Genomic DNA, 22,749 nt, shown 5'->3' on the forward strand with positions numbered 1-22,749 from the left:
CCGTTGTAGCGACATGAAAAAGCCCCGGCTCGCGAGAGTCGGGGCTTTTTATTGGCCGCTGTTCTACAGATGGCCGCTCCACCTGTAGAAGCGGCACAAGGCCGCTGCTACAGGTTCACATCACCACTCAGAACAGATCCATCGGCGCCGCTTCATCGGCCGGCAGCGGGCTGCCCGGTGCTGCACCGTTGCCCAGCTCATCCACCGACGGTGGGGAATCCTCGGCCTTGAACAGCTCGAAGTAGGCGTTTGGCGTGCTTGGCGTCGCCGCGCGACCGCTGACCGGATCCACGCGCAGGCTGAGGATGCCCTCAGGCTCTGCCGGTGCGTGTTCAGGCTTGCCCTTGAGTGCCGGGCCCATGAAGTCCATCCAGATCGGCAGTGCAACGGTGCCGCCATATTCTCGGCGACCAAGTGTTTCAGGCTGGTCGAAACCGACCCAGACCGTGGTCACGTAGTCGGCGTTGTAGCCGGAGAACCAGGCGTCCTTGGATTCGTTGGTGGTGCCGGTCTTGCCCGCGATGTCGCTGCGGCCCAGGGCCAGGGCGCGACGGCCCGTACCACGCTTGATCACATCCTGCAGCATGCTGGTCAGGATGTAGGTGGTACGGCCATCGACGATACGCTCGGCGATGGCCGGCGTTTGCGGTGGCGGGGCGATCTGGCCCAGTGCCGAAGGCGCGGTGCCCGGTTGTGGGAGCGTGGTGATCGGCTCTTCGGGCGCGGCGATGCCGGCCTGGTCCTGGTTGCCCTGGGGGACGCGTGCCGGGTTGGCGGTGAACAGGGTTTCGCCGTTGCGGCTTTCGACGCGCTCGATCAGGTATGGGTTGATCTTGTAGCCGCCGTTGGCAAAGGTGCTCCAGCCGGTGGCGATCTCCATCGGGGTGAGCGTTGCGGTACCCAATGCCAGCGACAGGTTGCGCGGCAGGTCCTGCTTGTTGAAGCCGAACTTGGCAATGTAGTCGATGGTGCGGTCGACCCCCATCGCCTGGAGCAGGCGGATCGAGACCAGGTTGCGCGACTTGTACAGCGCCTCGCGCATGCGAATCGGGCCGAGGAAGGTGTTGGTGTCGTTCTTCGGACGCCAGACCTTGTCGAGGTATTCGTCGACGAACACGATCGGTGCGTCGTTGACCAGGCTGGCGGCGGTGTAGCCGTTGTCCAGCGCAGCGCTATAGACGAAGGGCTTGAAGCTGGAGCCTGGCTGGCGCTTGGCCTGCATGGCGCGGTTGTAGTTGCTCTGCTCGAACGAGAATCCACCGACCAGGGCGCGGATTGCACCGTTGTTCGGGTCAAGCGTGACCAGTGCGCTCTGGGCGCCCGGCACCTGGCTGAACTTGAGCTTGCCGTCGTCCAGGCGTTGCAGGCGCACCAGGTCGCCGATCTGCGCGACGTCGGCCGGCGACTGAGGCGTGCGACCCTGGGCATTGCTGTTGATGAACGGACGGGCCCACTTCATGGTGTCCCAGGCCACGTCTTCGTCCTGGCCACCGCGGGTCATGACTTTCAGGCCGGTCTTGTCCACCTGGGTGACGATGGCCGGTTCCAGGCCGCCGAGGGTGCGTTGCTTGCCCAGTTCCTGCTGCCAGGCGGCGCGGGTCTTGCCTGGGAAGCGCGCTTCGGGACCACGGTAGCCGTGGCGCTCGTCGTATTGGGAGAGGCCGTTGAGGACTGCCTTGTTGGCGATTTCCTGCGTGTCGCTGGGCACGGTCGTGGTGACCCGGAAACCTTCGGTATAGGCATCGCTGCCGTAGCGGCCGACCATTTCGGCGCGGGCCATTTCGGCGACGAACGGCGCATTCACCTCAGGTGTCGGTACGTGATAGCTGGCGTTCAGCGGCTCGGCGAGGGCGGCCTGGTAGCTGGCCTCATCGATCTTGCCGAGTTTGTACATGCGGCCGAGGATCCAGTCGCGGCGCTCCTTGGCGCGCACCGGGTTGGCCAGCGGGTTGAAGCGCGAAGGGGCTTTCGGCAGGCCGGCGATCATCGCCATCTGCGCCAGGCTGACATCGCGGATCGACTTGCCGTAGTACACCTGCGCGGCGGCGTCGATACCGTAGGCGCGGTTGCCCAGGTAGATCTTGTTGACGTACAGCTCGAGGATTTCGTCCTTGGTCAGCTCGCGTTCGATCTGCAGCGCCAGGAGGATCTCGTTGGTCTTGCGCGAGAAGCTGCGCTCGCTGGTGAGGAAGAAGTTCTTCGCCACCTGCATGGTGATGGTGCTGCCGCCGGTCTGGATATGACCGGATTTCACCAACTGGGTCGCGGCGCGCATCAGGCTGCTCGGATCGACCCCGTAGTGATTGAGGAAATTGTCGTCTTCGGCTGACAGAAGCGCCTGGATGAACTGTGGGGGAATTTCCGCAAAACGGATCGGCGAGCGGCGCATTTCGCCAAACTCGGCAATCAGTTTGCCGTCGCTGCTGTACACCCTCAGGGGGATCTGCAACTGGATGCTTCTGAGCGAGTCGACCGAAGGCAGGCTGGGACTAAGATACAGAAACGCACCACTCAGACCGAGCACGAGCGCGCAGATGACGGCGACGAAAGACCACCAGAAGAACTTCAGCAGGCGTATCAAGGCTTTTGGGTGTCCAGGTTGAGAAGTGGAGTGCACGCAGGCCCGGCGGCCGGGGAAAAACGCTGGGCATTATAAGCATTTTCGCCCCGCCGGGTCATCGGTCGGTCGGGGCAAGGGGCGCAATCGCCCCGGATGGCAAGGGTTTGCCACGGTCATGAAAAGGAGCAGCGATGCTTGGACGCTTTGGCAGGGATGCCGGTTCAGTATTGGGGGTGGAAATTGCCTCCGATTCGGTGAGGATTGTTGAATTACAGCGGCGACGAGGGCGCCATGAGCTGACTGCCTGGGCGGTCGAGCCGATCCAGCGGGGCGGTGTCGATACCGAAGTGCAGGCGATGGCCCTGCGTCAGGCGTGGCATCGTTGTGGTAGCCGGTCTAGACGGGTTGCGCTGGCCGTGCCCGGCTCGCAGGTGATCTGCAAGGTGGGCCAGTTGCCCGCCGCGCTGGCGGAGTCCGAACGAGAGGCGCGCCTGCTGGCTGATGCCGAGCGGCTTTTCCCGTTCCCGATTGACGATCTGGCCCTGGACTTTCAGGTGCTTGGTACTTCGCAGCAGGCACCGGACATGCTCGATGTACTGGTCGGGGCCGCTCGCCAGAGCTTCCTGGAGCCTCTGTTGCAGCCATTCGAGGCGGCAGGCCTGGAGGTGGTTGTCGTCGAGCTGGACGGCCTGGCGCTGCGTCGTTTGCAGGCCGTCGAGTACTGTCGGCCACTGCTGCAGGTCGAGGCCGACAGCCTGACCCTGCATGGCTGGCCCGATGGCCCCATGCCTTGGCGCAAGGCGCAGAGGATCGAGCCTGGCGTAGGGACGACAGAATTTCTGACGCGCGTCGAGAGCTTGCTGGAGGGGGATCGCCCCTTCGAGCTGACTGCCGGGTTGATGGTCGGCGGCGGGGCGGCGACGGATGCTTGCGTGCGGTCGCTGGCGCGGCATTTCGGGTTCCCCTGTGAGCAGGTTTGCCCGCAGGGTGTCCACGCGGGTTCGCTGCCAGACCGCTGCAGTGCCCTGGTCCTGCCTCTCAGCCTCGCCCTGGGAGGTGCGCAATGAACCTGCGCCTGAATCTGCTGCCCTGGCGTGAGCGCCAGCGTCTGGTGGCGCTGCGCAACTTCCAGCTGGTGTTTCTGGGCAGTCTGTTCGCAGCTTTTGTCGTGGTCATGCTGGTCGATCGGTTCGCCCATCTGCGCCTGAAGCAGCAAGCCGCTGCCGGTGTGCAGCGTCAGCAGCAGTTGCAGTGGCTGGATGGGCAAGTGGCACGTCTCGAGCAACTGCGCGAGGCGCACGCGGGCCTGCGTAGTCAGGTCGATGCGCTGGGTGGGCTGCGCTCGTCGCAGCACGGCGTGCCGCAGCTGTTGATCGAGATCGAGCTGGCGATGCCGCAAGGGATGCAACTGACCCGCCTGGACGTGCAGGGCGATCGTCTGCAGGTCAATGGACTGGCGGTTTCTGCTGCTGTGCTGGCCCAGTTCATGCGCGACCTGCAGCGCTCGCCTGTACTCCTGGACCTTGAGCTCAAGCACGTCATCGCGCGCGCGGGTGGCGACGCATTTTTACTCGTTGCCCGGGTGGTGGCCTCCTGAGCATGCGCATTGCAGAGGTGCTGGGCTGGCACGAGATGGCCGGGCGCTCGCGTATGTACAGGGGCGCGGTCGTGGCCGCTGGTGTGTTGCTGGTACTGGCCTGCGGCTATCAGCTTCGTCTGCAGGAGGTGCGCGCAGCCTACCGTCAAGGCGTGGCGAGTGAAGTCGAGCAGCGGCGGCTGTTGCAGGCGCGGGAGCAACAGGTCCTGGCGCTGGATGACGCCGAGGCGGCGCTGGACAGCGAGGAGAAGCGGCTGCGGGATGCGCGCTGGCGATTGTCGGGTGGCGAGAGCATGAGCGATCTGCTCGACCAGTTGGCGGTTTCGGGACGCACCTACGGCCTGGTTTTCGAGCGCCTCGACGTGGAAGAAGGCGTCGAGGCGCAGGGTTACCGCCAGGTGCCCTTGCAGATGCAGGTGAGTGGGCGCTATGCCGCCCTGCGTCCCTGGCTGGGCGAGTGGCTGGGGCAGTTGCGCCTGCTGCAGGTGACCCGTTTGCAACTGGAGCCTGCAGCAGACCGGCCGGGGCTATTGCAGCTTCAAGTGTCAGTGCAGGCATTTCATGCCGGCGAGACGCTGCCGGTGCCCGCTTCGCTGGCCGATGAGCCCGCGGGTCCGATCGGTCGGGCGCCGGAGCTGGACCCGTTTGCACCCTGGTCGTCGCGTCGGCATGCGGAGGGGTTGGCGGGGGTGCCACTGGAGCAGTTGGAGATGGTTGGCAGCCTGTCCCGCGCAGGGCAAACCCAGGCGCTGGTGCGCTGGGCCGGGCGTGTTTACCGGGTTGCCAAGGGGGACCGCCTGGGCCGTGAAGAGGGTGAAGTGATACAGGTCGACCAGGATCAGGTCGAGATCAGCGAGCGGCTGTTCAATGGTGGCAAGTGGCAACAGCATTCGAGCTACCTGACGTTAAGCAGGCGCACAGGCGCAAGGAGCGAACGTGAAGAGACTGTTGATCGGCATCATGGCGATGCTGCTGGCGCTACGGGCAATGGCGGAGCCCCTTTACAAAGGTGAGCCGCTTTCGCTGAACTTCCAGGACGTCGAGGTCCGTGCGGTACTGCAGGTGCTAGCCGATTATGCCGGCATCAACCTGGTTGCCAGTGACACGGTGCGGGGCAATGTCACCCTGCGGCTGCACGAGGTGCCTTGGGACCAGGCGCTGGACCTGGTGTTGCGCAGCCGGGGGCTGGCCAGGCGCGAGGAGGGCAACGTGCTATTGGTCGCGCCCGCTGCCGAGCTCGCCGAGCAGTCGCGCGAGGCGCGCATCGACCAGGCACTCGAGGCGCAGTTGCAGCCGCTGCGTCGGGAGTTGCTGCCGATCCATCACGCCGATGCGGCCGACCTGGCGAAACTGTTGCTGGAAAGCCTGGCGGATGACGACCCCGCAGCAGGGCGCGGCAGCTTGAGCGTGGACTCGCGGACCAACACCCTGATCGCCACCCAGTCTGCCGCGCGCCTGGCCGAGTTGCGGCAACTGGTGGCGCACCTGGATGTGCCGGTGCGCCAGGTAATGATCGAGGCCCGGATCGTCGAGGCCAACGTCGATTATGAGAACGTGCTCGGGATTCGCTGGGGAGCAGGGCTGGGTGGTATGCCAGGGCGGCCCGCCGGTGAGCTGTTTGTCGATCTCGGCGCGCAGGGGGCGACCTCTGGCGTAGGAGTGGGGCTGGTGCGTGGCGATGTGCTGCTTGACCTGGAGCTCAGTGCCATGGAGAAAAGCGGCAATGGCGAGATCATCTCCCAGCCCAAGGTGGTCACTGCCGACAAGGAAACCGCGCGGATCCTCAAGGGCACCGAAGTGCCGTACCAGCAGTCGAGCAAGAGCGGTGCAACCTCCGTGGCATTCCGTGAGGCATCGCTGTCACTGGAGGTCACGCCGCAGATCACTCCGGATGGCAAGGTCATCATGGCGGTGCGGGTGACCAAGGACGAGCCGGACTACCTCAATGCCCTCAACGATGTGCCGCCGATCCGCAAGAACGAGGTCAACGCCAAGGTGCGAGTGGCCGATGGCGAGACGATTGTGATTGGTGGCGTGTACTCGACGTCGCATAACAATGTGGTGGACAAGGTGCCATTTCTTGGCGATCTGCCGTATGTTGGACGGCTGTTTCGACGCGATGCATTACAAGAGAAAAAATCTGAGCTGCTGGTCTTCCTGACTCCGCGTATCATGGGTGACCGGGCGATAGCTGTGAGTCGTTGATTCTGTGCGAAATTTGATACTTGTAGGGCCCATGGGCGCCGGTAAGAGCACCATCGGGCGCCTTTTGGCCAAAGAGCTGCGCCTGCTGTTCAAGGATTCCGACAAGGAAATCGAGCTGCGAACCGGCGCCAACATCCCGTGGATCTTCGACAAGGAAGGCGAGCCGGGCTTCCGTGATCGTGAGCAGGCGATGATTGCCGAGCTCTGCGAGCTCGACGGCGTGGTTGTCGCAACCGGTGGCGGCGCGGTGATGCGCGAAGCCAATCGCCAGGCGTTGTACAAGGGCGGGCGTGTCATCTACCTGCATGCTTCGGTGGAACAGCAGGTTGGCCGCACTGCGCGTGATCGCAACCGCCCACTGCTGCGGACCGCCAACCCGGAAGCCACGCTTCGTGCATTGCTGGAAACCCGCGACCCGCTCTATCGCGAGATAGCCGACCTCGTGGTGGAAACCGACGAACGGCCACCGCGCATGGTCGTGCTCGATATTCTCGAGCGTTTGCAGCAGTTGCCGCCCCGCTGAGCCGGGACTATCCTCGGCGACCAACGCCGGGGCGAGGTTGAACGTTACCGCGCTGGCCGCTCAGGCAAGGCCGCGCCAAAGCATATTGTGGGGATACATGCAGACATTGAAGGTCGATCTGGGCGAACGTAGCTATCCGATCTACATTGGCGAGGGCCTGCTGGACCAGCCCGAGCTGCTGGCGCCGCACATTGCCGGACGGCAGGTCGCCATCGTCTCCAACGAAACCGTCGCGCCCCTGTATCTCGAGCGGCTGAGCAAGACGCTCGGCGCCTGGTCGGTGCTACCAGTGGTGCTGCCTGACGGCGAAGCCCACAAGAACTGGGAAACCCTTCAGCTGATTTTCGATGCCCTGCTCACGGCCCGCCATGATCGGCGCACCACTGTGGTCGCGCTGGGCGGCGGAGTGATCGGCGACATGGCTGGATTTGCCGCGGCCTGTTACCAGCGAGGTGTCGACTTCATCCAGGTGCCGACCACGCTGCTGTCCCAGGTGGATTCGTCCGTTGGTGGCAAGACCGGCATCAACCACCCGCTGGGCAAGAACATGGTCGGTGCCTTCTATCAGCCCAACGCGGTGCTGATCGACACCACCAGCCTGCGTACCCTGCCACCCCGCGAGCTGTCGGCAGGTCTCGCTGAAGTGATCAAGTACGGCCTGATCTGCGACGAGCCATTCCTCGGCTGGCTGGAAGACAACATGGCGGCGCTGCGCAAGCTCGATTCCGTGGCGCTGACCGAAGCCATCCGCCGCTCCTGTGCGGCGAAGGCGGCGGTGGTGGGCGCCGACGAGCGTGAGTCCGGTGTGCGTGCCACCCTGAACCTCGGCCATACCTTCGGCCATGCCATCGAAACCCACATGGGTTACGGGGTATGGTTGCATGGCGAGGCCGTCGCTGCCGGGACCGTCATGGCCCTGGAGATGTCCATGCGCCTGGGCTGGATCGACCAGTCGGCGCGTGATCGCGGAATTCGCCTGCTGCAGGATGCAGGCTTGCCGGTGGTGCCCCCACAGGAAATGACCCCGGCGCATTTCATGGAACATATGGCGGTCGACAAGAAGGTGCTCGACGGACGCCTGCGCCTGGTGCTGTTGCGCCAGATGGGCGAGGCCGTGATCACCGACGACTATCCGAAAGAGATTCTTCAGGCCACGCTTGCAGCGGATTACCGCGCGATCGTGGCGCAGCTTTGAGGTTGTGACAGCGCGATGACCAGTTTGCATGCCGATGAGGCTTTCCTCGATCACTACCAGTTGAGTCACGATCCGTTCGCGCCTCGGGTGCCCGGGTTCAAGTTCTTCCCTGCCCAGCGCAAGCCGGTGCTGGGCCAACTGCATCACCTGGCGCGTTACAGCCACCTGATGCTGGTGGTGACCGGCCCGTTGGGCAGCGGCAAGACCCTGCTGCGCCAGGCCCTGGTGGCCAGCACCAACAAGCAGTCGGTGCAGAGCGTGGTCGTTTCTGCGCGCGGCGCAAGCGATGCTGCCAGCGTGCTGGGCCAGGTAGCCCAGGCGCTGAACGTCGCGCAGCCGGAAGTGCAGGCGATCCTGTCCCAGGTCGTCCAGTTGGCTCTGACCGGGCAGGAAGTCTATCTGCTGGTGGACGATGCGGAACAACTCGACGAGTCGGCACTCCAAGCGTTGCTGGAGCTGACGGCAGGCGTTCCGGAAGGGCGCCCGCATGTGTTTCTGTTCGGTGAGCCTTCGCTGATTGCCGGGTTGGACGAACTCAGTGTCGAGGAAGAACGCTTCCACATCATCGAGCTTGCCCCCTACAGCGAAGAAGAGACTCGGGAGTATCTGGAGCAGCGTCTGGAAGGTGCTGGCCGGGGCCTTGAGGTGTTCAGCGCCGAACAGATCGCCGATATCCACGAAAACTCCGACGGCTGGCCAGGAAACATCAACCAGGTTGCCCGCGATACCTTGATCGAAGCCATGATCGCTACCCGCAGTACGGAAAAGCGACCATCCATGGGGTTCAAAATGCCTAAGAAACATGTGCTCGCGCTGTCCGCTGTCGTTGTGGTCGCTGTCGCTGCCGCGGTCCTGATGCCCAAGAAAGCCGACAAGGCGCCGACCGACGCGCCAGCTGCCCAGGCCCAGTTGCCACTGGGGCAGTCGGGCAACGGCGGCCCGACCGTCGAATTCTCCGGTTCGTCGCAGCCCATGCCGCTGCCGCTGGTGGGGCAGTCGCAGCCGGTCATGCGTGAGCCGCTGGCCCAGGCCGCAGGCATGGGCGATGGTGACGAGGCTGGCCCTGCCGGTAATACGGCGCTGCAGCCTTCAGCGCCTTCGGCTGCCGTTCCTCCCACCGTCACCACCACTGCGCCGCCCCAAGGTGTCGCTGCTGGCCCTGCACCTGCTCCAGCCCAGCCAGTAGCCAGCGTGCCTGCCCAGCCGGTTGCGCCTGTACAGAAACCTGTCGCAACCCAGCCGGCAAAACCGGTTGCGCCTGCTGCCAAGCCAGCGCCGGCTCCGACCCAGGTGGCCAGCGCCAAGCCCGCAGCCAAGCCTGCCGAGAAACCCGCCGCCGGAGGCGCAGGCAACAGCGGCTGGTACAGCGGCCAGAAGCCGGGCAACTATGTGGTTCAGGTGTTCGGTACCAGCAATGAATCCGCTGCCCAATCGTTCGTCAGGGAGCAGGGTGGCGACTATCGCTACTTCAAGAAAACCCTGCAGGGCAAGCCGCTGTACGTGGTGACCTACGGCAACTTCGGCAGCCGCGATGCCGCAGCTGCGGCAATCAAGAACTTGCCAGCGAAGGTCCAGGCTGGTAAACCTTGGCCTCGTACCGTCGGCAGCGTTCAACAAGAGCTGGCCACGGCCCGCTGATCCTTCCGGGCGGCACCACCCCCGCCGCCCAGTTGCTGAGCGAATCCCGGACTCGACAAAGCCTGCTGTGCTGATGCGCGGCAGGCTTTTCTGTCCCAGACTGCCGGCCACAAGCCTTCTGTTGCAGTCACGGCTGAAACGCTTCAGACTCGAGTCAAGCCGCTATCACGGCGCATGACGCAAAAACATTCAAAAATGCGACATAAACTTTCAACGACTCGTCGTGAAAATTTGTGGGCCTCCCTGTCGCTGTGCAACAATGGTTTCCCTATACCCACCGCAAAAAAGCTGGCATTCGATCGGCGTGGATGGTAAGTGGTTGTACTAAAAAGAGATTTGCCTTGGTTGAGAGGCGAACCTGGTGAGAAAGTGTCTATGAAAACAGGTCTGTACCATCCCGAAGAGTTCAAGGATAACTGTGGTTTTGGCCTGATCGCCCATATGACGGGCGAGCCGAGTCACCACCTTCTGCAAACTGCCGTCGAGGCCCTGACCTGCATGACCCACCGTGGTGGGATCAACGCAGATGGCAAGACCGGTGACGGTTGTGGCCTGCTGATGCAGAAGCCCGATCAGTTCCTGCGTGCCGTGGCCCAGGAGCACTTTGCCGTCGAACTGCCCAAGCAGTACGCCGTCGGCATGGTGTTCTTCAATCAGGACCCTGTGAAAGCCGAGGCTGCGCGCGCCAACATGGACCGCGAGATCCTCGCTGCCGGCCTGCAACTGGTCGGCTGGCGCAAAGTGCCGATCGACACCAGCGTGCTCGGTCGCCTGGCCCTCGAACGTCTGCCGCAGATCGAGCAGGTGTTCATCGGCGGTGAAGGTCTGACCGACCAGGAATTCGCCATCAAGCTGTTCAGTGCCCGTCGCCGTTCGTCCGTGGCCAACGCCCACGACGCCGACCACTACATCTGCAGCTTCTCGCACAAGACCATCATCTACAAAGGCCTGATGATGCCGGCGGACCTCACCGCCTTCTATCCGGACCTGGGCGATGAGCGCCTGAAGACCGCCATCTGTGTCTTCCACCAGCGCTTCTCCACCAACACCCTGCCGAAATGGCCGCTGGCACAGCCATTCCGCTTCCTCGCCCACAACGGCGAGATCAACACCATCACCGGCAACCGCAACTGGGCCATGGCCCGTCGCACCAAGTTCGCCAACGACCTGATCCCCGATCTGGAAGAGCTCGGTCCGCTGGTCAACCGTGTCGGCTCCGACTCCTCCAGCATGGACAACATGCTCGAGCTGATGGTCACTGGCGGCATCGACCTGTTCCGTGGTGTGCGCATGCTCGTGCCACCGGCCTGGCAGAACGTCGAGACCATGGACGCCGACCTGCGCGCCTTCTACGAATACAACTCCATGCACATGGAGCCGTGGGACGGCCCGGCCGGCATCGTCATGACCGAAGGCCGCCACGCCGTGTGCCTGCTCGACCGCAACGGCCTGCGTCCGGCGCGCTGGGTGACCACCAAGAACGGCTACATCACCCTCGCCTCGGAAATCGGCGTGTGGAACTACAAGCCTGAGGACGTCATCGCCAAGGGTCGTGTCGGCCCGGGTCAGATCTTCGCCGTGGACACCGAAACCGGTCAGATCCTCGACACCGACGCCATCGACAACCGTCTCAAGTCGCGCCATCCCTACAAGCGCTGGCTGCGTCAGCACGCCACCCGCATCCAGGCGACGCTGACCGACGACCAGGGCGTGGCCAGCTACGATGCCGACCAGCTCAAGCAATACATGAAGATGTTCCAGGTCACCTTCGAGGAGCGTGACCAGGTGCTGCGCCCGCTCGGCGAGCAGGGCCAGGAAGCAGTCGGTTCGATGGGCGACGACACGCCGATGGCCGTGCTTTCGCAGCGCGTGCGTTCGCCGTACGACTTCTTCCGCCAGCAGTTTGCCCAGGTGACCAACCCGCCGATCGACCCGCTGCGCGAGGCGATCGTGATGTCCCTGGAAATCTGCCTGGGCGCCGAGCGCAACATCTTCCAGGAGTCCCCGGAGCACGCCTCCCGAGTGATCCTCAGTTCGCCGGTGATCTCGCCCGCCAAGTGGCGCTCGCTGATGAGCCTGGAGCGCGAAGGCTTCGACCGTCACCTGATCGACCTCAACTACGAGCAGGATGTCGGCCTTGAAGCGGCCATTCGCAACATCGCCGACCAGGCCGAAGAAGCGGTGCGCAGCGGCAAGACCCAGCTGGTGCTGAGCGACCGTTTCATCGCGCCGGGCAAGCTGCCGGTGCACGCTTCGCTGGCCGTTGGTGCAGTGCATCACCGCCTGACCGAGCAGGGCCTGCGCTGCGACAGCAACATCCTTGTGGAAACCGCCACCGCCCGTGACCCGCACCACTTCGCCGTGCTGCTGGGCTTCGGCGCTTCGGCTGTCTATCCGTACCTGGCGTACGAGGTGTTGGCCGACCTGATCCGCACCGGCGAAGTGCTGGGCGATCTGGATGAAGTGTTCAAGTACTACCGCAAAGGCATCTCCAAGGGCCTGTTGAAGATCCTGTCGAAGATGGGCATCTCGACCGTCGCCTCCTACCGTGGCGCGCAACTCTTCGAGGCCATCGGCCTGTCGGACGAAGTGGTCGGCCTGAGCTTCAAGGGCGTGTCCAGTCGTATCAAGGGTGCGCGTTTCGAAGACCTGGAGAGCGACCAGAAGCTGCTCGCCGCCGAAGCCTGGAGCGCGCGCAAGCCGATCCAGCAGGGCGGCTTGCTCAAGTTCGTCCACGGCGGTGAATACCACGCGTACAACCCGGACGTGGTCAACACCCTGCAGGCTGCAGTGCAGCAGGGCGACTACGCCAAGTTCAAGGAATACACCACGCTGGTCGATCAGCGTCCGGTATCGATGATCCGCGACCTGCTCAAGGTCAAGGTTGCCGATCAGGCGCTGGCGCTGGACCAGATCGAGCCGCTGGAGGCGATCCTCAAGCGCTTCGACTCTGCCGGTATCTCCCTGGGTGCGCTGTCGCCGGAAGCCCACGAAGCGCTGGCCGAGGCGATGAACCGCCTGGGCGCGCGCTCCAACTCCGGTGAGGGCGGCGAAGACCCGGCCCGCTATGGCACCCTCAAGAGCTCGAAGATCAAGCAGGTGGCCACTGGCCGCTTTGGTGTGACCCCGGAATACCTGGTCAACGCCGAGGTCCTGCAGATCAAGGTTGCCCAGGGCGCCAAGCCCGGCGAGGGCGGCCAGCTGCCTGGCGGCAAGGTCAACGGCCTGATCGCCAAGCTGCGCTATGCGGTGCCGGGCGTGACCCTGATCTCGCCGCCACCGCACCACGACATCTATTCGATCGAAGACCTGGCGCAGCTGATCTACGACCTCAAGCAGGTCAACCCGCAGGCGCTGGTGTCGGTCAAGCTGGTGGCCGAAGCCGGTGTCGGCACGATCGCTGCCGGTGTGGCCAAGGCCTATGCCGACCTGATCACCATCTCCGGCTACGACGGTGGCACCGGCGCCTCGCCGCTGACCTCGATCAAGTACGCCGGTGCCCCGTGGGAGCTGGGCCTGGCCGAAACCCACCAGACCCTGCGTGGCAACGACCTGCGCGGCAAGGTGCGGGTACAGACCGACGGCGGTCTGAAGACCGGCCTGGACGTGATCAAGGCCGCGATCCTCGGTGCCGAAAGCTTCGGTTTCGGCACTGCGCCGATGATCGCCCTGGGCTGCAAATACCTGCGCATCTGCCACCTGAACAACTGCGCCACGGGTGTCGCCACGCAGAACGACAAGCTGCGCAAGGACCACTACATCGGCACTGTCGACATGGTGATCAACTTCTTCACCTTCGTCGCTGAAGAGACCCGCGAGTGGCTGGCCAAGCTGGGCGTGCGCAGCCTCGGCGAGTTGATCGGTCGTACCGACCTGCTCGAAGTGCTGCCGGGCGACACCGAGCGCCAGCACCACCTGGATCTCACGCCGCTGCTGGGCAGCTCGCACATTCCGGCCGACAAGCCGCAATTCTGCGAAGTCGACAAGAACCCGCCGTTCGACAAGGGCGAACTGGCCGAGAAGATGGTCGAGATGGCCTTGCCGGCAATCCGCGACCAGGCCGGTGGCGAGTTCGCCCTCGACATCTGCAACTGCGATCGTTCCATCGGTGCGCGTATCTCTGGCGAGATCGCCCGCCTGCATGGCAACCAGGGCATGGCGGCTAACCCGATCACCTTCCGCTTCAAGGGGACGGCGGGTCAGAGCTTCGGCGTGTGGAACGCCGGTGGCCTGAACCTGCACCTGGAAGGCGATGCCAACGACTACGTCGGCAAGGGCATGACCGGTGGCAAGGTCACCATCGTGCCGCCTGCCGGCAGCCCGTTCGAAACCCAGCACAGCGCCATCGTCGGCAACACCTGCCTGTACGGCGCCACGGGCGGCAAGCTGTTCGCCGCCGGTACCGCGGGCGAGCGCTTCGCTGTGCGTAACTCCGGCGCCCACGCTGTGGTCGAGGGCACCGGTGATCACTGCTGTGAATACATGACCGGCGGCTTTGTCTGCGTTCTGGGCAAGACCGGTTACAACTTCGGTTCTGGCATGACGGGCGGCTTCGCCTACGTGCTCGACATGGACAACACCTTCGTCGACAAACTCAACCACGAGCTGGTGGAAATCCAGCGCATCAGTGGTGAGGCGATGGAGGCCTACCGCAGCCACCTGGCGCGGGTCCTGGGCGAGTACGTGGAAGAAACCGGCAGTGAGTGGGGGCGTGAGCTCTCCGAGAACCTGGACGACTATGTGCGGCGCTTCTGGCTGGTCAAGCCGAAGGCGGCCAATCTGAAGCAACTGTTGTCCAGCACCCGTGCCAACCCGCAGTAAGAGCAGCTGCAAGTGGCGAGCTGCAAGCTGCACGCAGAGGCAGCGTGCGGTTCGCCTGGCTTAAGTGATCGTCTTGCGGCTTGCAGCGTGTAGCTTGCAGCTGCTGTTAAGAGGTTTTGAAAAATGGCTGAACGTCTGAGCAACGACTTCCAGTTCATCGAAGTGGGCCGCAAGGACCCGAAGAAAAAGCTGCTGCGCCAGCGCAAGAAGGAGTTCGTCGAGATCTACGAACCCTTCAAGCCGCAGCAGTCCGTGGAGCAGGCGCACCGCTGCCTGGGCTGCGGCAACCCCTATTGCGAGTGGAAGTGCCCGGTACACAACTTCATCCCCAACTGGTTGAAGCTGGTGTCCGAAGGCAACATCCTGGCGGCGGCGGAGCTGTCGCACCAGACCAACACCCTGCCGGAAGTGTGCGGCCGCGTATGCCCGCAGGACCGTCTGTGCGAGGGTGCCTGTACCCTGAACGACGGGTTCGGCGCAGTGACCATCGGCTCGGTGGAGAAGTACATCACCGACACCGCCTTCGCCATGGGCTGGCGTCCGGACATGTCCAAGGTCAAACCGACCGGCAAGCGCGTTGCGATCATCGGTGCCGGCCCCGCGGGCCTGGGCTGTGCCGACGTGCTGGTGCGTGCTGGCGTGACGCCGGTAGTGTTCGACAAGAACCCCGAGATCGGCGGCTTGCTGACCTTCGGCATCCCCGAGTTCAAGCTGGAAAAGACCGTGTTGAGCAATCGCCGCGAAGTCTTCACCGGCATGGGCATCGAGTTCCGCCTGAACACCGAGGTGGGCAAGGACATCACCATGGAACAGCTGCTCGCCGAGTACGATGCAGTGTTCATGGGCATGGGCACCTACACCTACATGAAGGGTGGCTTCCCGGGTGAAGACCTGCCAGGTGTGCACGACGCCCTGGACTTCCTGATCGCCAACGTCAACCGCAACCTGGGCTTCGAGAAGTCGCCAGAAGACTTCATCGACATGCAGGGCAAGAAGGTCGTGGTGCTCGGCGGTGGCGACACCGCGATGGACTGCAACCGCACCTCGATCCGCCAGGGCGCCAAGGCCGTGACCTGCGCTTATCGTCGCGACGAGGCCAACATGCCTGGCTCGCGCAAAGAGGTGAAGAACGCCAAGGAAGAGGGCGTGAAGTTCCTCTACAACCGCCAGCCGATCGCCATTGTCGGCGAGGACAAGGTGGAGGGCGTCAAGGTGGTCGAAACCCGTCTCGGCGAGCCGGACGCCCGTGGCCGCCGCAGCCCCGAGCCGATCCCGGGTTCCGAAGAGATCCTGCCGGCCGATGCCGTGGTGATCGCCTTCGGCTTCCGCCCGAGCCCGGCGCCGTGGTTCGAGCAGCATGGCATCCAGATGGACAGCCAGGGCCGCGTCGTGGCTCCGGAGAAAGGCAAGTTCAAGCACCAGACCAGCAACCCGAAAGTCTTTGCCGGTGGCGACATGGTGCGCGGGTCGGACCTGGTGGTGACGGCGATCTTCGAAGGGCGTACTGCTGCTGAAGGGATTCTGGACTACCTCGAAGTCTGATCGATCGCTATCGCGGGGCAAGCCCGCTCCTGCAGGGACCACGCATCCCTTTGCAGGAGCAGGCTTGCCCCGCGATGCATTTTGTATACAAAAAACCTTGATCCATGGCACCCGATAGACAAAACGCATGGCCCTGGCCGTGCCTTTTGTGCTGGCGTCTGAGAAAATGCCCGCACTTTTTTGCTGGATGCCGACATGACTGCCCTGAAGAACGATCGTTTCCTGCGTGCACTGCTCAAGCAACCCGTAGACGTGACCCCGGTGTGGATGATGCGCCAGGCGGGCCGCTACCTGCCGGAGTATCGCGCCAGCCGCGCCAATGCCGGCGACTTCATGAGCCTGTGCATGAACCCGCAGTTCGCCTGTGAGGTGACGCTCCAGCCGTTGGACCGCTACCCGCTCGACGCCGCAATCCTCTTCTCCGACATCCTCACCATTCCCGATGCCATGGGCCAGGGCCTGTACTTCGAGACGGGCGAAGGCCCACGTTTCAAGAAGGTCGTCAGCACCCTGGCCGATATCGAGGCGCTGCCGATCCCCGATCCGCACAAGGACCTGGGCTATGTGATGGACGCGGTCAGCACCATCCGCCGTGAGCTCAACGGGCGCGTGCCACTGATCGGCTTCTCCGGCAGCCCCTGGACCCTGGCGACCTACATGGTCGAGGGCGGCTCGTCGAAGGACTTCCGCAAGACCAAGGCGATGCTGTACGACCAGCCCGAGGCCATGCACCTGCTGCTCGACAAGCTGGCGCAGTCGGTCACCAGCTACCTCAACGGCCAGATCAAGGCCGGCGCCCAGGCCGTGCAGATCTTCGACACCTGGGGCGGGGCGCTGTCGGCAGCGGCCTATCAGGAGTTCTCCCTGGCCTACATGCGCAAGATCGTCAGCGGTCTGATTCGCGAGCATGAAGGGCGCAAGGTGCCGGTCATCCTGTTCACCAAGAACGGCGGCCTGTGGCTGGAAAGCATCGCCGAGGCCGGTGCCGACGCGCTGGGGCTGGACTGGACCTGCGAGATCGGCGACGCCCGTCGTCGCGTCGGCGACAAGGTCGCGCTGCAGGGCAACATGGACCCGACCGTGCTTTACGCCAAGCCTGAGGCGATCCGCAACGAAGTGCAGCGGATCCTGGCCAGCTACGGGCAGGGCAGCGGCCATGTGTTCAACCTGGGTCATGGCATCACGCCGGAGGTGGACCCGGAACATGCCGGTGTGTTCATCAACGCCGTGCACGAGTTCTCGGCGCAATATCACCAGTAGAATCGGCGTGTTCGGCAAAAAGCCCGGCCCTGTGCCGGGCTTTTTGCTTCATTAAGCTTGAATTCAGCGATCGTCGGTAATCTGGTGCCATCAAAACGCAAACAGGACTCGATCATCATGAAAGCTCGCTATCTCGCCCTCATCCTCGCCCCTCTGTTCAGCACCGCCGCCCTGGCTTCCAGTTACACCGGCCCAGGTGCCCAAGCGGTGACTACTGTCGCCGCCGCCAAGGAAGCCGCCGACGACACTCCCGTGGTGCTGCAGGGCTACGTGACCAAGAAGATCAACAACGACGACAAGTACGAGTTCAAGGACAACACCGGCACCATCACCGTCGAAATCGACAACGAAGACCTGCCGCCGACGCCGTTCAACGACAAGACCAAGGTCAAGCTGACCGGCGAGGTGGAGAAACACCTGATGAGCCGTGAGGTGGATGTGGATATCGTTGAGATCGTCAACTGACGAAGGCTGCTTCGCGACGGTTCGGCGCCCCGAACCGCCGCGAATGCCTCACACCGACTTAGGTGCCAACTTGCTCAGGCGCAACGCCACCAGCAATGCCACTGCCAGCAAACTGCCGATGAACAGGCCGATGCCATTCCACCCGGCGTAATGCCAGAACATCCCGCCCGCCGTCCCGGCGACACTCGATCCTGCGTAATAGCAGAACAGGTACAACGAAGACGCCTGCCCTTTGGCCTTGAGCGCGCGTCGGCCGATCCAGCTGCTGGCCACCGAATGGGCGCCGAAGAAGCCGAAGGTGAACACCAGCATTCCGACGATCACCACTGGCAACGGGGTGAACAGAGTCATCAGCATGCCACCGGCCATCACCAGGATGCTCGCCCAGAACACCCTGCGACGCCCCAGCCGATCGGCCAGCGCGCCAACCTGCGCCGAGCTGTAGATGCCCGACAGGTACACCACCGACAGCAAGCCGACCAGCGCCTGGTTCATGTGATAGGGCTCGGCCAGCAGGCGATAGCCGATGTAGTTGAACAGAGTGACGAAGGCGCCCATCAGCAGGAAGGCTTCGAGGAACAGCCAGGGCAGGCCGGCATCCTTGAAGTGCATGAGGAAGCCGTCGAGCAGATTGCGTGGCTTCAGCGACTGGGCGCGGAAGTTGCGTGATTCCGGCAGCACCTTCCAGAACACCACCGCGGCCAGCAGCGCCAGGCCGCCTATCACCAGCATCGCGGTGTGCCAGCTGACGAAGTCGATCAGCACCCCAGTGATCAGCCGTCCGCTCATCCCGCCGATGGCATTGCCACCGATGTACAGGCCCATGGCCAGGCCGATGTGCTGCGGGTGGATCTCCTCGCTCAGGTAGGTCATCGCCACCGCCGCCAGGCCGCTCAGCGACAGGCCGACCAGCGCGCGGGTGGCGAGCACGCCTTCCCAGGTCGGCATCACTGCGCTGGCCAGTGTCGCCAGGGCAGCGCACACCAGGGCCGAGACCATCACCGGCTTGCGCCCGATGCGATCGGAAATAGGCCCGGTGACCAGCAGGCCGAACGCCAGCATGGCGGTGGACACCGAGAGCACCAGGCTGCTCTGCGCAGCATTGATCGAGAACTCCTGCGACAGCAGCGGCATCATCGGTTGCACGCAGTAGAGCAGGGCGAACGTGGCGAACCCGCCGCTGAACAGCGCCAGCACGGTTTTCATGAAGGCTGGGGTGCCTTTTTCGATCCACACGTCGTTCAGGGGAGGCACTTCGGGTTCGGCAGGAAGGAGGGCTACAGCAGTTTTCACGGGTGATACCTCTGGCGCAATGAAAAAAGCATATAGCTGGCTAATAATTAGATCCAATATATTGTTCGACCTATTTGATAGCTTTAGCGACTTATTTGGGGCCGATCATGGAACTGCGTCATTTGCGTTACTTCATCGCCGTCGCCGAAGAACTGCACTTCGGCCGTGCAGCCCAACAGTTGGGCATCTCCCAGCCACCCTTGAGCCAGCAGATACAGGCGCTGGAACAGGAGCTGGGGGCGCGTCTGTTCGAGCGCACCAATCGTCGGGTCGAGCTGAGCGAGGCTGGACGACTGTTTCTCGAGGAGGCACGCCAGGTGCTGGCGCAAGTCGACAAGGCGGCCGATGTGGCGCGTCGTGCGCAGTTGGGGGAACTGGGCGAGATGAAGATTGGCTTCACCTCGTCGGCGCCCTTCACCTCGAGGATTCCCCAGGCGATCCACGCCTTCCGCCAGCGCTTCCCGGCGGTGCACCTGCACCTCACGGAAATGAGCAGCCGTGAGGTGGTCGACGCGGTGTTCGACGAATCCATCGAGGTCGGCCTGATGCGTCCGCTGCCGGTGCCGGAAGGGCTGGCGGTCACCGAGTTGTTTCGCGAGCCGCTGGTCGTGGTGCTCAATGCCTCTCATCCGCTGGCGCTGGGCAGCGAGCAAGGCCTGTATATGCGGGACCTGGCTCACGAGCCGTTCGTATTCTTCCCACGCAGCTACGGCAGCGGTCTGTATGCGCAACTGATGGACCTGGCGCGCCAGGCTGGCTTCAGCCCGCATTTTGCCCAGGAAGCCGGTGAGGCGCTGACCATCATCGGGTTGGTCTCGGCGGGCCTCGGGGTATCGGTGCTGCCAGCGTCGTTCCAGCGCATCCGCATCGATGGCGTGGTGTACCGCACGCTGCTCGACGAGCAGGCGAGCAGTGCGGTCTGGCTGGTGCGCCGCGAGGGCGCGGGCTCCGCGATGGCGAGGGCATTCGTCGATCTGCTGGCGGGGTTGGAAAAGCCCGAAGGTGCTGGCTAAACCGCCGCGCCGGACACATACTCGGGCATTCCCTGATACACGGAGGTCAGTCATGCGGCGCGTGGTGTTCAATCAGAAAGGTGGCGTGGGCAAGTCGAGCATCGCCTGCAACCTGGCGGCGGTCAGTGCCAACGAAGGCTACCGGACCCTGTTGATCGACCTGGATGCCCAGGCCAACTCGACCCAGTACCTGACCGGTTTGACGGGTGACGATATCCCCATGGGTATTGCCGATTTCTTCAAGCAGAGCCTGTCCAGCGGGCCGTTCAGCAAGAAGAACAAGGTCGATATCTACGAAACGCCCTTCGACAACCTGCACGTGGTCACCGCCACCGCCGAGCTGGCCGACCTGCAGCCCAAGCTCGAGGCCAAGCACAAGATCAACAAGCTGCGCAAATTGCTCGATGAGCTGGACGAAGACTACGAGCGGATCTACATCGACACCCCGCCAGCGTTGAATTTCTATGCGGTTTCCGCGTTGATCGCCGCAGATCGTGTGCTTATTCCCTTCGATTGCGACAGCTTCTCGCGCCAGGCCCTGTACGGCCTGCTGGCCGAGATCGAGGAACTCAAGGACGACCACAACGAAGACCTCCAGGTAGAGGGCATCGTGGTCAACCAGTTCCAGTCACGGGCCAGCCTGCCTCAGCAGATGCTCGACGAGCTGCTCGCCGAGGGCCTGCCGGTGCTGCCGGTGTACCTGGGCAGCTCGGTGAAGATGCGCGAATCCCACCACGCCAGCCTGCCGCTGATTCACCTGGAGCCGCGGCACAAGCTGACACAGCAGTTTGTCGAGCTGCACTCGCTGCTCGAAGAAAACGCTTAGATCCCTTGCCTGCGCACCCACTCCAGCAATGACTGGAGTGGAAACGCCCCCGCTGCGCGGTGAATGGCACCGGCTTTGCCGGTGTTCGCGGGCAAGTCGGGGCGCCGAACCGCCGCTTCCACAGGGATGGATTGCCCCCAAGAAGTTGGACACCAATCCAACCCTTGGGGGCAGTCCAGGTCAGTCGTAGTTCAGGAAGAGCAGCTGATTTCCAGGTGCTTGCCCCACTCCGGTGGCCGCTCGGCATAGGCATGCATCCCGGGCTGCTCCTCGAACGGCTTGCACAGGACCTGGTGCAGGCGTCGCACTTCACTGTAGTCCCCGCCCTCTGCCGCTTCGATGGCGCGCTGCGCGAGATAGTTACGCAGGATGTACAGCGGGTTGACCGCATGCATGCGCTCACGCCGACCCTGCGCGTTACCCGCTTCGCGCTGGCAGCGCGCCAGGTAGTCGGCGCCCCAGGCGTCGAAGCCGGCGAGGTCGATGAAGTCATCGCGAACCACCTGCAGTGCCTGTTCCACAGGTTGCTCGCCAAGGCGGCGGAAGAACAGGGTGTAGTCCACGCCGCCACTCTGCATGCGTTGCAGCAGGCGTTCGACCAGGGCCATGTCGCCGTCTTCGGCGGTGGTCAGGCCCAGTCGTCGGCGCATCAGGTCCAGGTAGTGCGCCTGGTACAGCGGCAGGAACAGCCCCAGGGTTTCCTTGAGCGCATCTACTTCGATCACCTTGGTCAGGGCCTGGGCCAGGGCGCTCAGGTTCCAGTGGGCGATCGGCACCTGGTTGGCGTAGCTGTAGCGGCCGCGGTCGTCGGAGTGGTTGCAGATGAAGTTGGCGTCGAAGTCGTCGAGGAAGGCATAGGGGCCAAAATCGAAGGTGATGCCCAGGATCGACATGTTGTCGGTGTTCATCACCCCATGACAGAAACCATAGGCCTGCCAGCACGCGATCAGCTCGGCGTTGCGCTCGACGATGGTGCGGAACATCGCCAGGTAGGGTTGTTCGGCGTCGCGACATTCGGGGTAGTGCTGTTCGAGCACGTGGTCGATCAGTACGCGTTGCTGCTCGGGCTGCTGGGTGTAGTAGAAGTATTCGAAATGACCGAAGCGCACGTGGCTCTGCGCCAGGCGTAGCAGCATGGCCGCGCTTTCACGAGTCTCGCGCCACACCGGGGTGCTCGAACCCACCACGCACAGCGCCCGGCTGCTGGGGATGCCCAGGGCGTGCAGTGCTTCTGAAGCAAGGAATTCGCGGATCGAGGAGCGCAGCACTGCGCGGCCGTCGCCCATGCGTGAGTACGGGGTCTGGCCGGCGCCCTTGAGGTGCAGGTCCCAATGCTCGCCGGCATCGTTCAGCACCTCGCCCAGCAGCAGGCCGCGGCCGTCCCCCAGGCGCGGGTTGTAAGAGCCGAACTGATGGCCGGAATAGACCATCGCCCGTGGGTCGGCCTCTTCCCAGAGCTTGTGGCCGCTGAACAGCTCGGCGAACACCGGCTCATCGGCCTGGGCCGGGTCGAGGTCGAGCAGGGCCATGGCCGATTCACTGGCGACCACCAGGCGCGGCTCGGCAATCGGCTCGGGCAGCACCTGGGTGGAGTAGGTGTCGCCGAGTTGGGCGAAGCGGTTATCGAAGGTGAGTTGGTCGAGGGCTTTCACGGGGCCGGCTCCTGGCTATCAGTGACATGGTGCCGCCTTGCGGCCCTGCGCGGGGCAAAGCCCGCACCTACAGAACTCGGTTTCCTGTGGGAGCGGGCTTGTCCCGCGATCGAGGGCAAAGCCCTCGCAGGCATTCTGGGCGCTTGCACCCATCAGCGT

General features: G+C 63.8%; 16 protein-coding genes. 13 read left to right on the plus strand and 3 right to left on the minus strand.

Annotated features, from left to right (window positions below; genetic code table 11):
- Positions 1-127: 127 nt before the first annotated feature.
- Positions 128-2,581, minus strand: coding sequence for a penicillin-binding protein 1A (locus HU729_RS05165; RefSeq protein ID WP_186665615.1), 2,454 nt, complete (start codon positions 2,579-2,581; stop codon positions 128-130).
- 170 nt (positions 2,582-2,751) lie between these two features.
- Here HU729_RS05165 and pilM point away from each other — a divergent pair, with 170 nt between their 5' ends.
- From pilM to HU729_RS05220, 11 genes are all read left to right on the plus strand, one after another.
- Entirely contained in the window at positions 2,752-3,627 is an 876-nt protein-coding gene (gene pilM, locus HU729_RS05170; RefSeq protein ID WP_186708686.1) for a pilus assembly protein PilM, read from the plus strand.
- The gene (locus HU729_RS05175) at positions 3,624-4,157 is read left to right on the plus strand and encodes a PilN domain-containing protein (protein ID WP_186665617.1); all 534 of its coding nucleotides are present in this window, start codon (positions 3,624-3,626) and stop codon (positions 4,155-4,157) included. The genes pilM and HU729_RS05175 overlap by 4 nt, the downstream gene beginning before the upstream one ends.
- Before the next feature lie 2 nt (positions 4,158-4,159).
- The gene (locus HU729_RS05180; RefSeq protein ID WP_186708688.1) at positions 4,160-5,170 is read left to right on the plus strand and encodes a pilus assembly protein PilP; all 1,011 of its coding nucleotides are present in this window, start codon (positions 4,160-4,162) and stop codon (positions 5,168-5,170) included.
- A complete protein-coding gene (locus tag HU729_RS05185) occupies positions 5,118-6,362 on the plus strand; it encodes a type IV pilus secretin PilQ family protein (protein WP_186708723.1) in 1,245 nt (414 codons plus the stop codon). The genes HU729_RS05180 and HU729_RS05185 overlap by 53 nt, the downstream gene beginning before the upstream one ends.
- A 4-nt stretch (positions 6,363-6,366) precedes the next feature.
- On the plus strand, positions 6,367-6,885 hold the full coding sequence (aroK, locus tag HU729_RS05190) for a shikimate kinase AroK (protein WP_186665619.1): 519 nt from the start codon (positions 6,367-6,369) through the stop codon (positions 6,883-6,885).
- Between the two features lie 97 nt (positions 6,886-6,982).
- Entirely contained in the window at positions 6,983-8,080 is a 1,098-nt protein-coding gene (aroB, locus tag HU729_RS05195; RefSeq protein ID WP_186708690.1) for a 3-dehydroquinate synthase, read from the plus strand.
- Positions 8,081-8,095: 15 nt separating this feature from the next.
- On the plus strand, positions 8,096-9,718 hold the full coding sequence (locus tag HU729_RS05200) for an AAA family ATPase (RefSeq protein ID WP_186708692.1): 1,623 nt from the start codon (positions 8,096-8,098) through the stop codon (positions 9,716-9,718).
- A 375-nt stretch (positions 9,719-10,093) separates the two neighbouring features.
- A complete protein-coding gene (gene gltB, locus HU729_RS05205; RefSeq protein ID WP_186665625.1) occupies positions 10,094-14,539 on the plus strand; it encodes a glutamate synthase large subunit in 4,446 nt (1,481 codons plus the stop codon).
- 123 nt (positions 14,540-14,662) lie between these two features.
- A complete protein-coding gene (locus HU729_RS05210; RefSeq protein WP_054891194.1) occupies positions 14,663-16,081 on the plus strand; it encodes an FAD-dependent oxidoreductase in 1,419 nt (472 codons plus the stop codon).
- 195 nt (positions 16,082-16,276) lie between these two features.
- Entirely contained in the window at positions 16,277-17,341 is a 1,065-nt protein-coding gene (gene hemE, locus HU729_RS05215) for a uroporphyrinogen decarboxylase (RefSeq protein WP_186665628.1), read from the plus strand.
- Between the two features lie 117 nt (positions 17,342-17,458).
- Positions 17,459-17,806, plus strand: coding sequence for a NirD/YgiW/YdeI family stress tolerance protein (locus tag HU729_RS05220; protein WP_186665630.1), 348 nt, complete (start codon positions 17,459-17,461; stop codon positions 17,804-17,806).
- Between the two features lie 48 nt (positions 17,807-17,854).
- Here HU729_RS05220 and HU729_RS05225 read toward each other — a convergent pair whose 3' ends face one another.
- Positions 17,855-19,012 carry an MFS transporter gene (locus HU729_RS05225; RefSeq protein ID WP_238348307.1) on the minus strand — a complete coding sequence of 386 codons (1,158 nt, stop codon included), beginning with the start codon at positions 19,010-19,012 and terminating at the stop codon, positions 17,855-17,857.
- Between the two features lie 194 nt (positions 19,013-19,206).
- On the opposite strand from HU729_RS05225, the gene HU729_RS05230 reads away from it, so the two are divergent.
- Positions 19,207-20,112, plus strand: a complete 906-nt coding sequence (locus tag HU729_RS05230; protein ID WP_186708696.1) for a LysR family transcriptional regulator — start codon at positions 19,207-19,209, stop codon at positions 20,110-20,112.
- 52 nt (positions 20,113-20,164) lie between these two features.
- Complete coding sequence (locus HU729_RS05235; RefSeq protein WP_054891199.1) at positions 20,165-20,938, plus strand: ParA family protein; 774 nt, start codon at positions 20,165-20,167, stop codon at positions 20,936-20,938.
- Between the two features lie 191 nt (positions 20,939-21,129).
- On the opposite strand, the gene HU729_RS05240 is transcribed toward HU729_RS05235, so the two are convergent.
- Positions 21,130-22,590 carry a protein adenylyltransferase SelO gene (locus tag HU729_RS05240; protein ID WP_186708698.1) on the minus strand — a complete coding sequence of 487 codons (1,461 nt, stop codon included), beginning with the start codon at positions 22,588-22,590 and terminating at the stop codon, positions 21,130-21,132.
- Positions 22,591-22,749 lie beyond the last annotated feature (159 nt).

The organism is Pseudomonas sp. RW10S2 (assembly GCF_014268985.1).
In the GTDB taxonomy this organism is placed as follows: Bacteria; Pseudomonadota; Gammaproteobacteria; order Pseudomonadales; family Pseudomonadaceae; genus Aquipseudomonas; species Aquipseudomonas wayambapalatensis.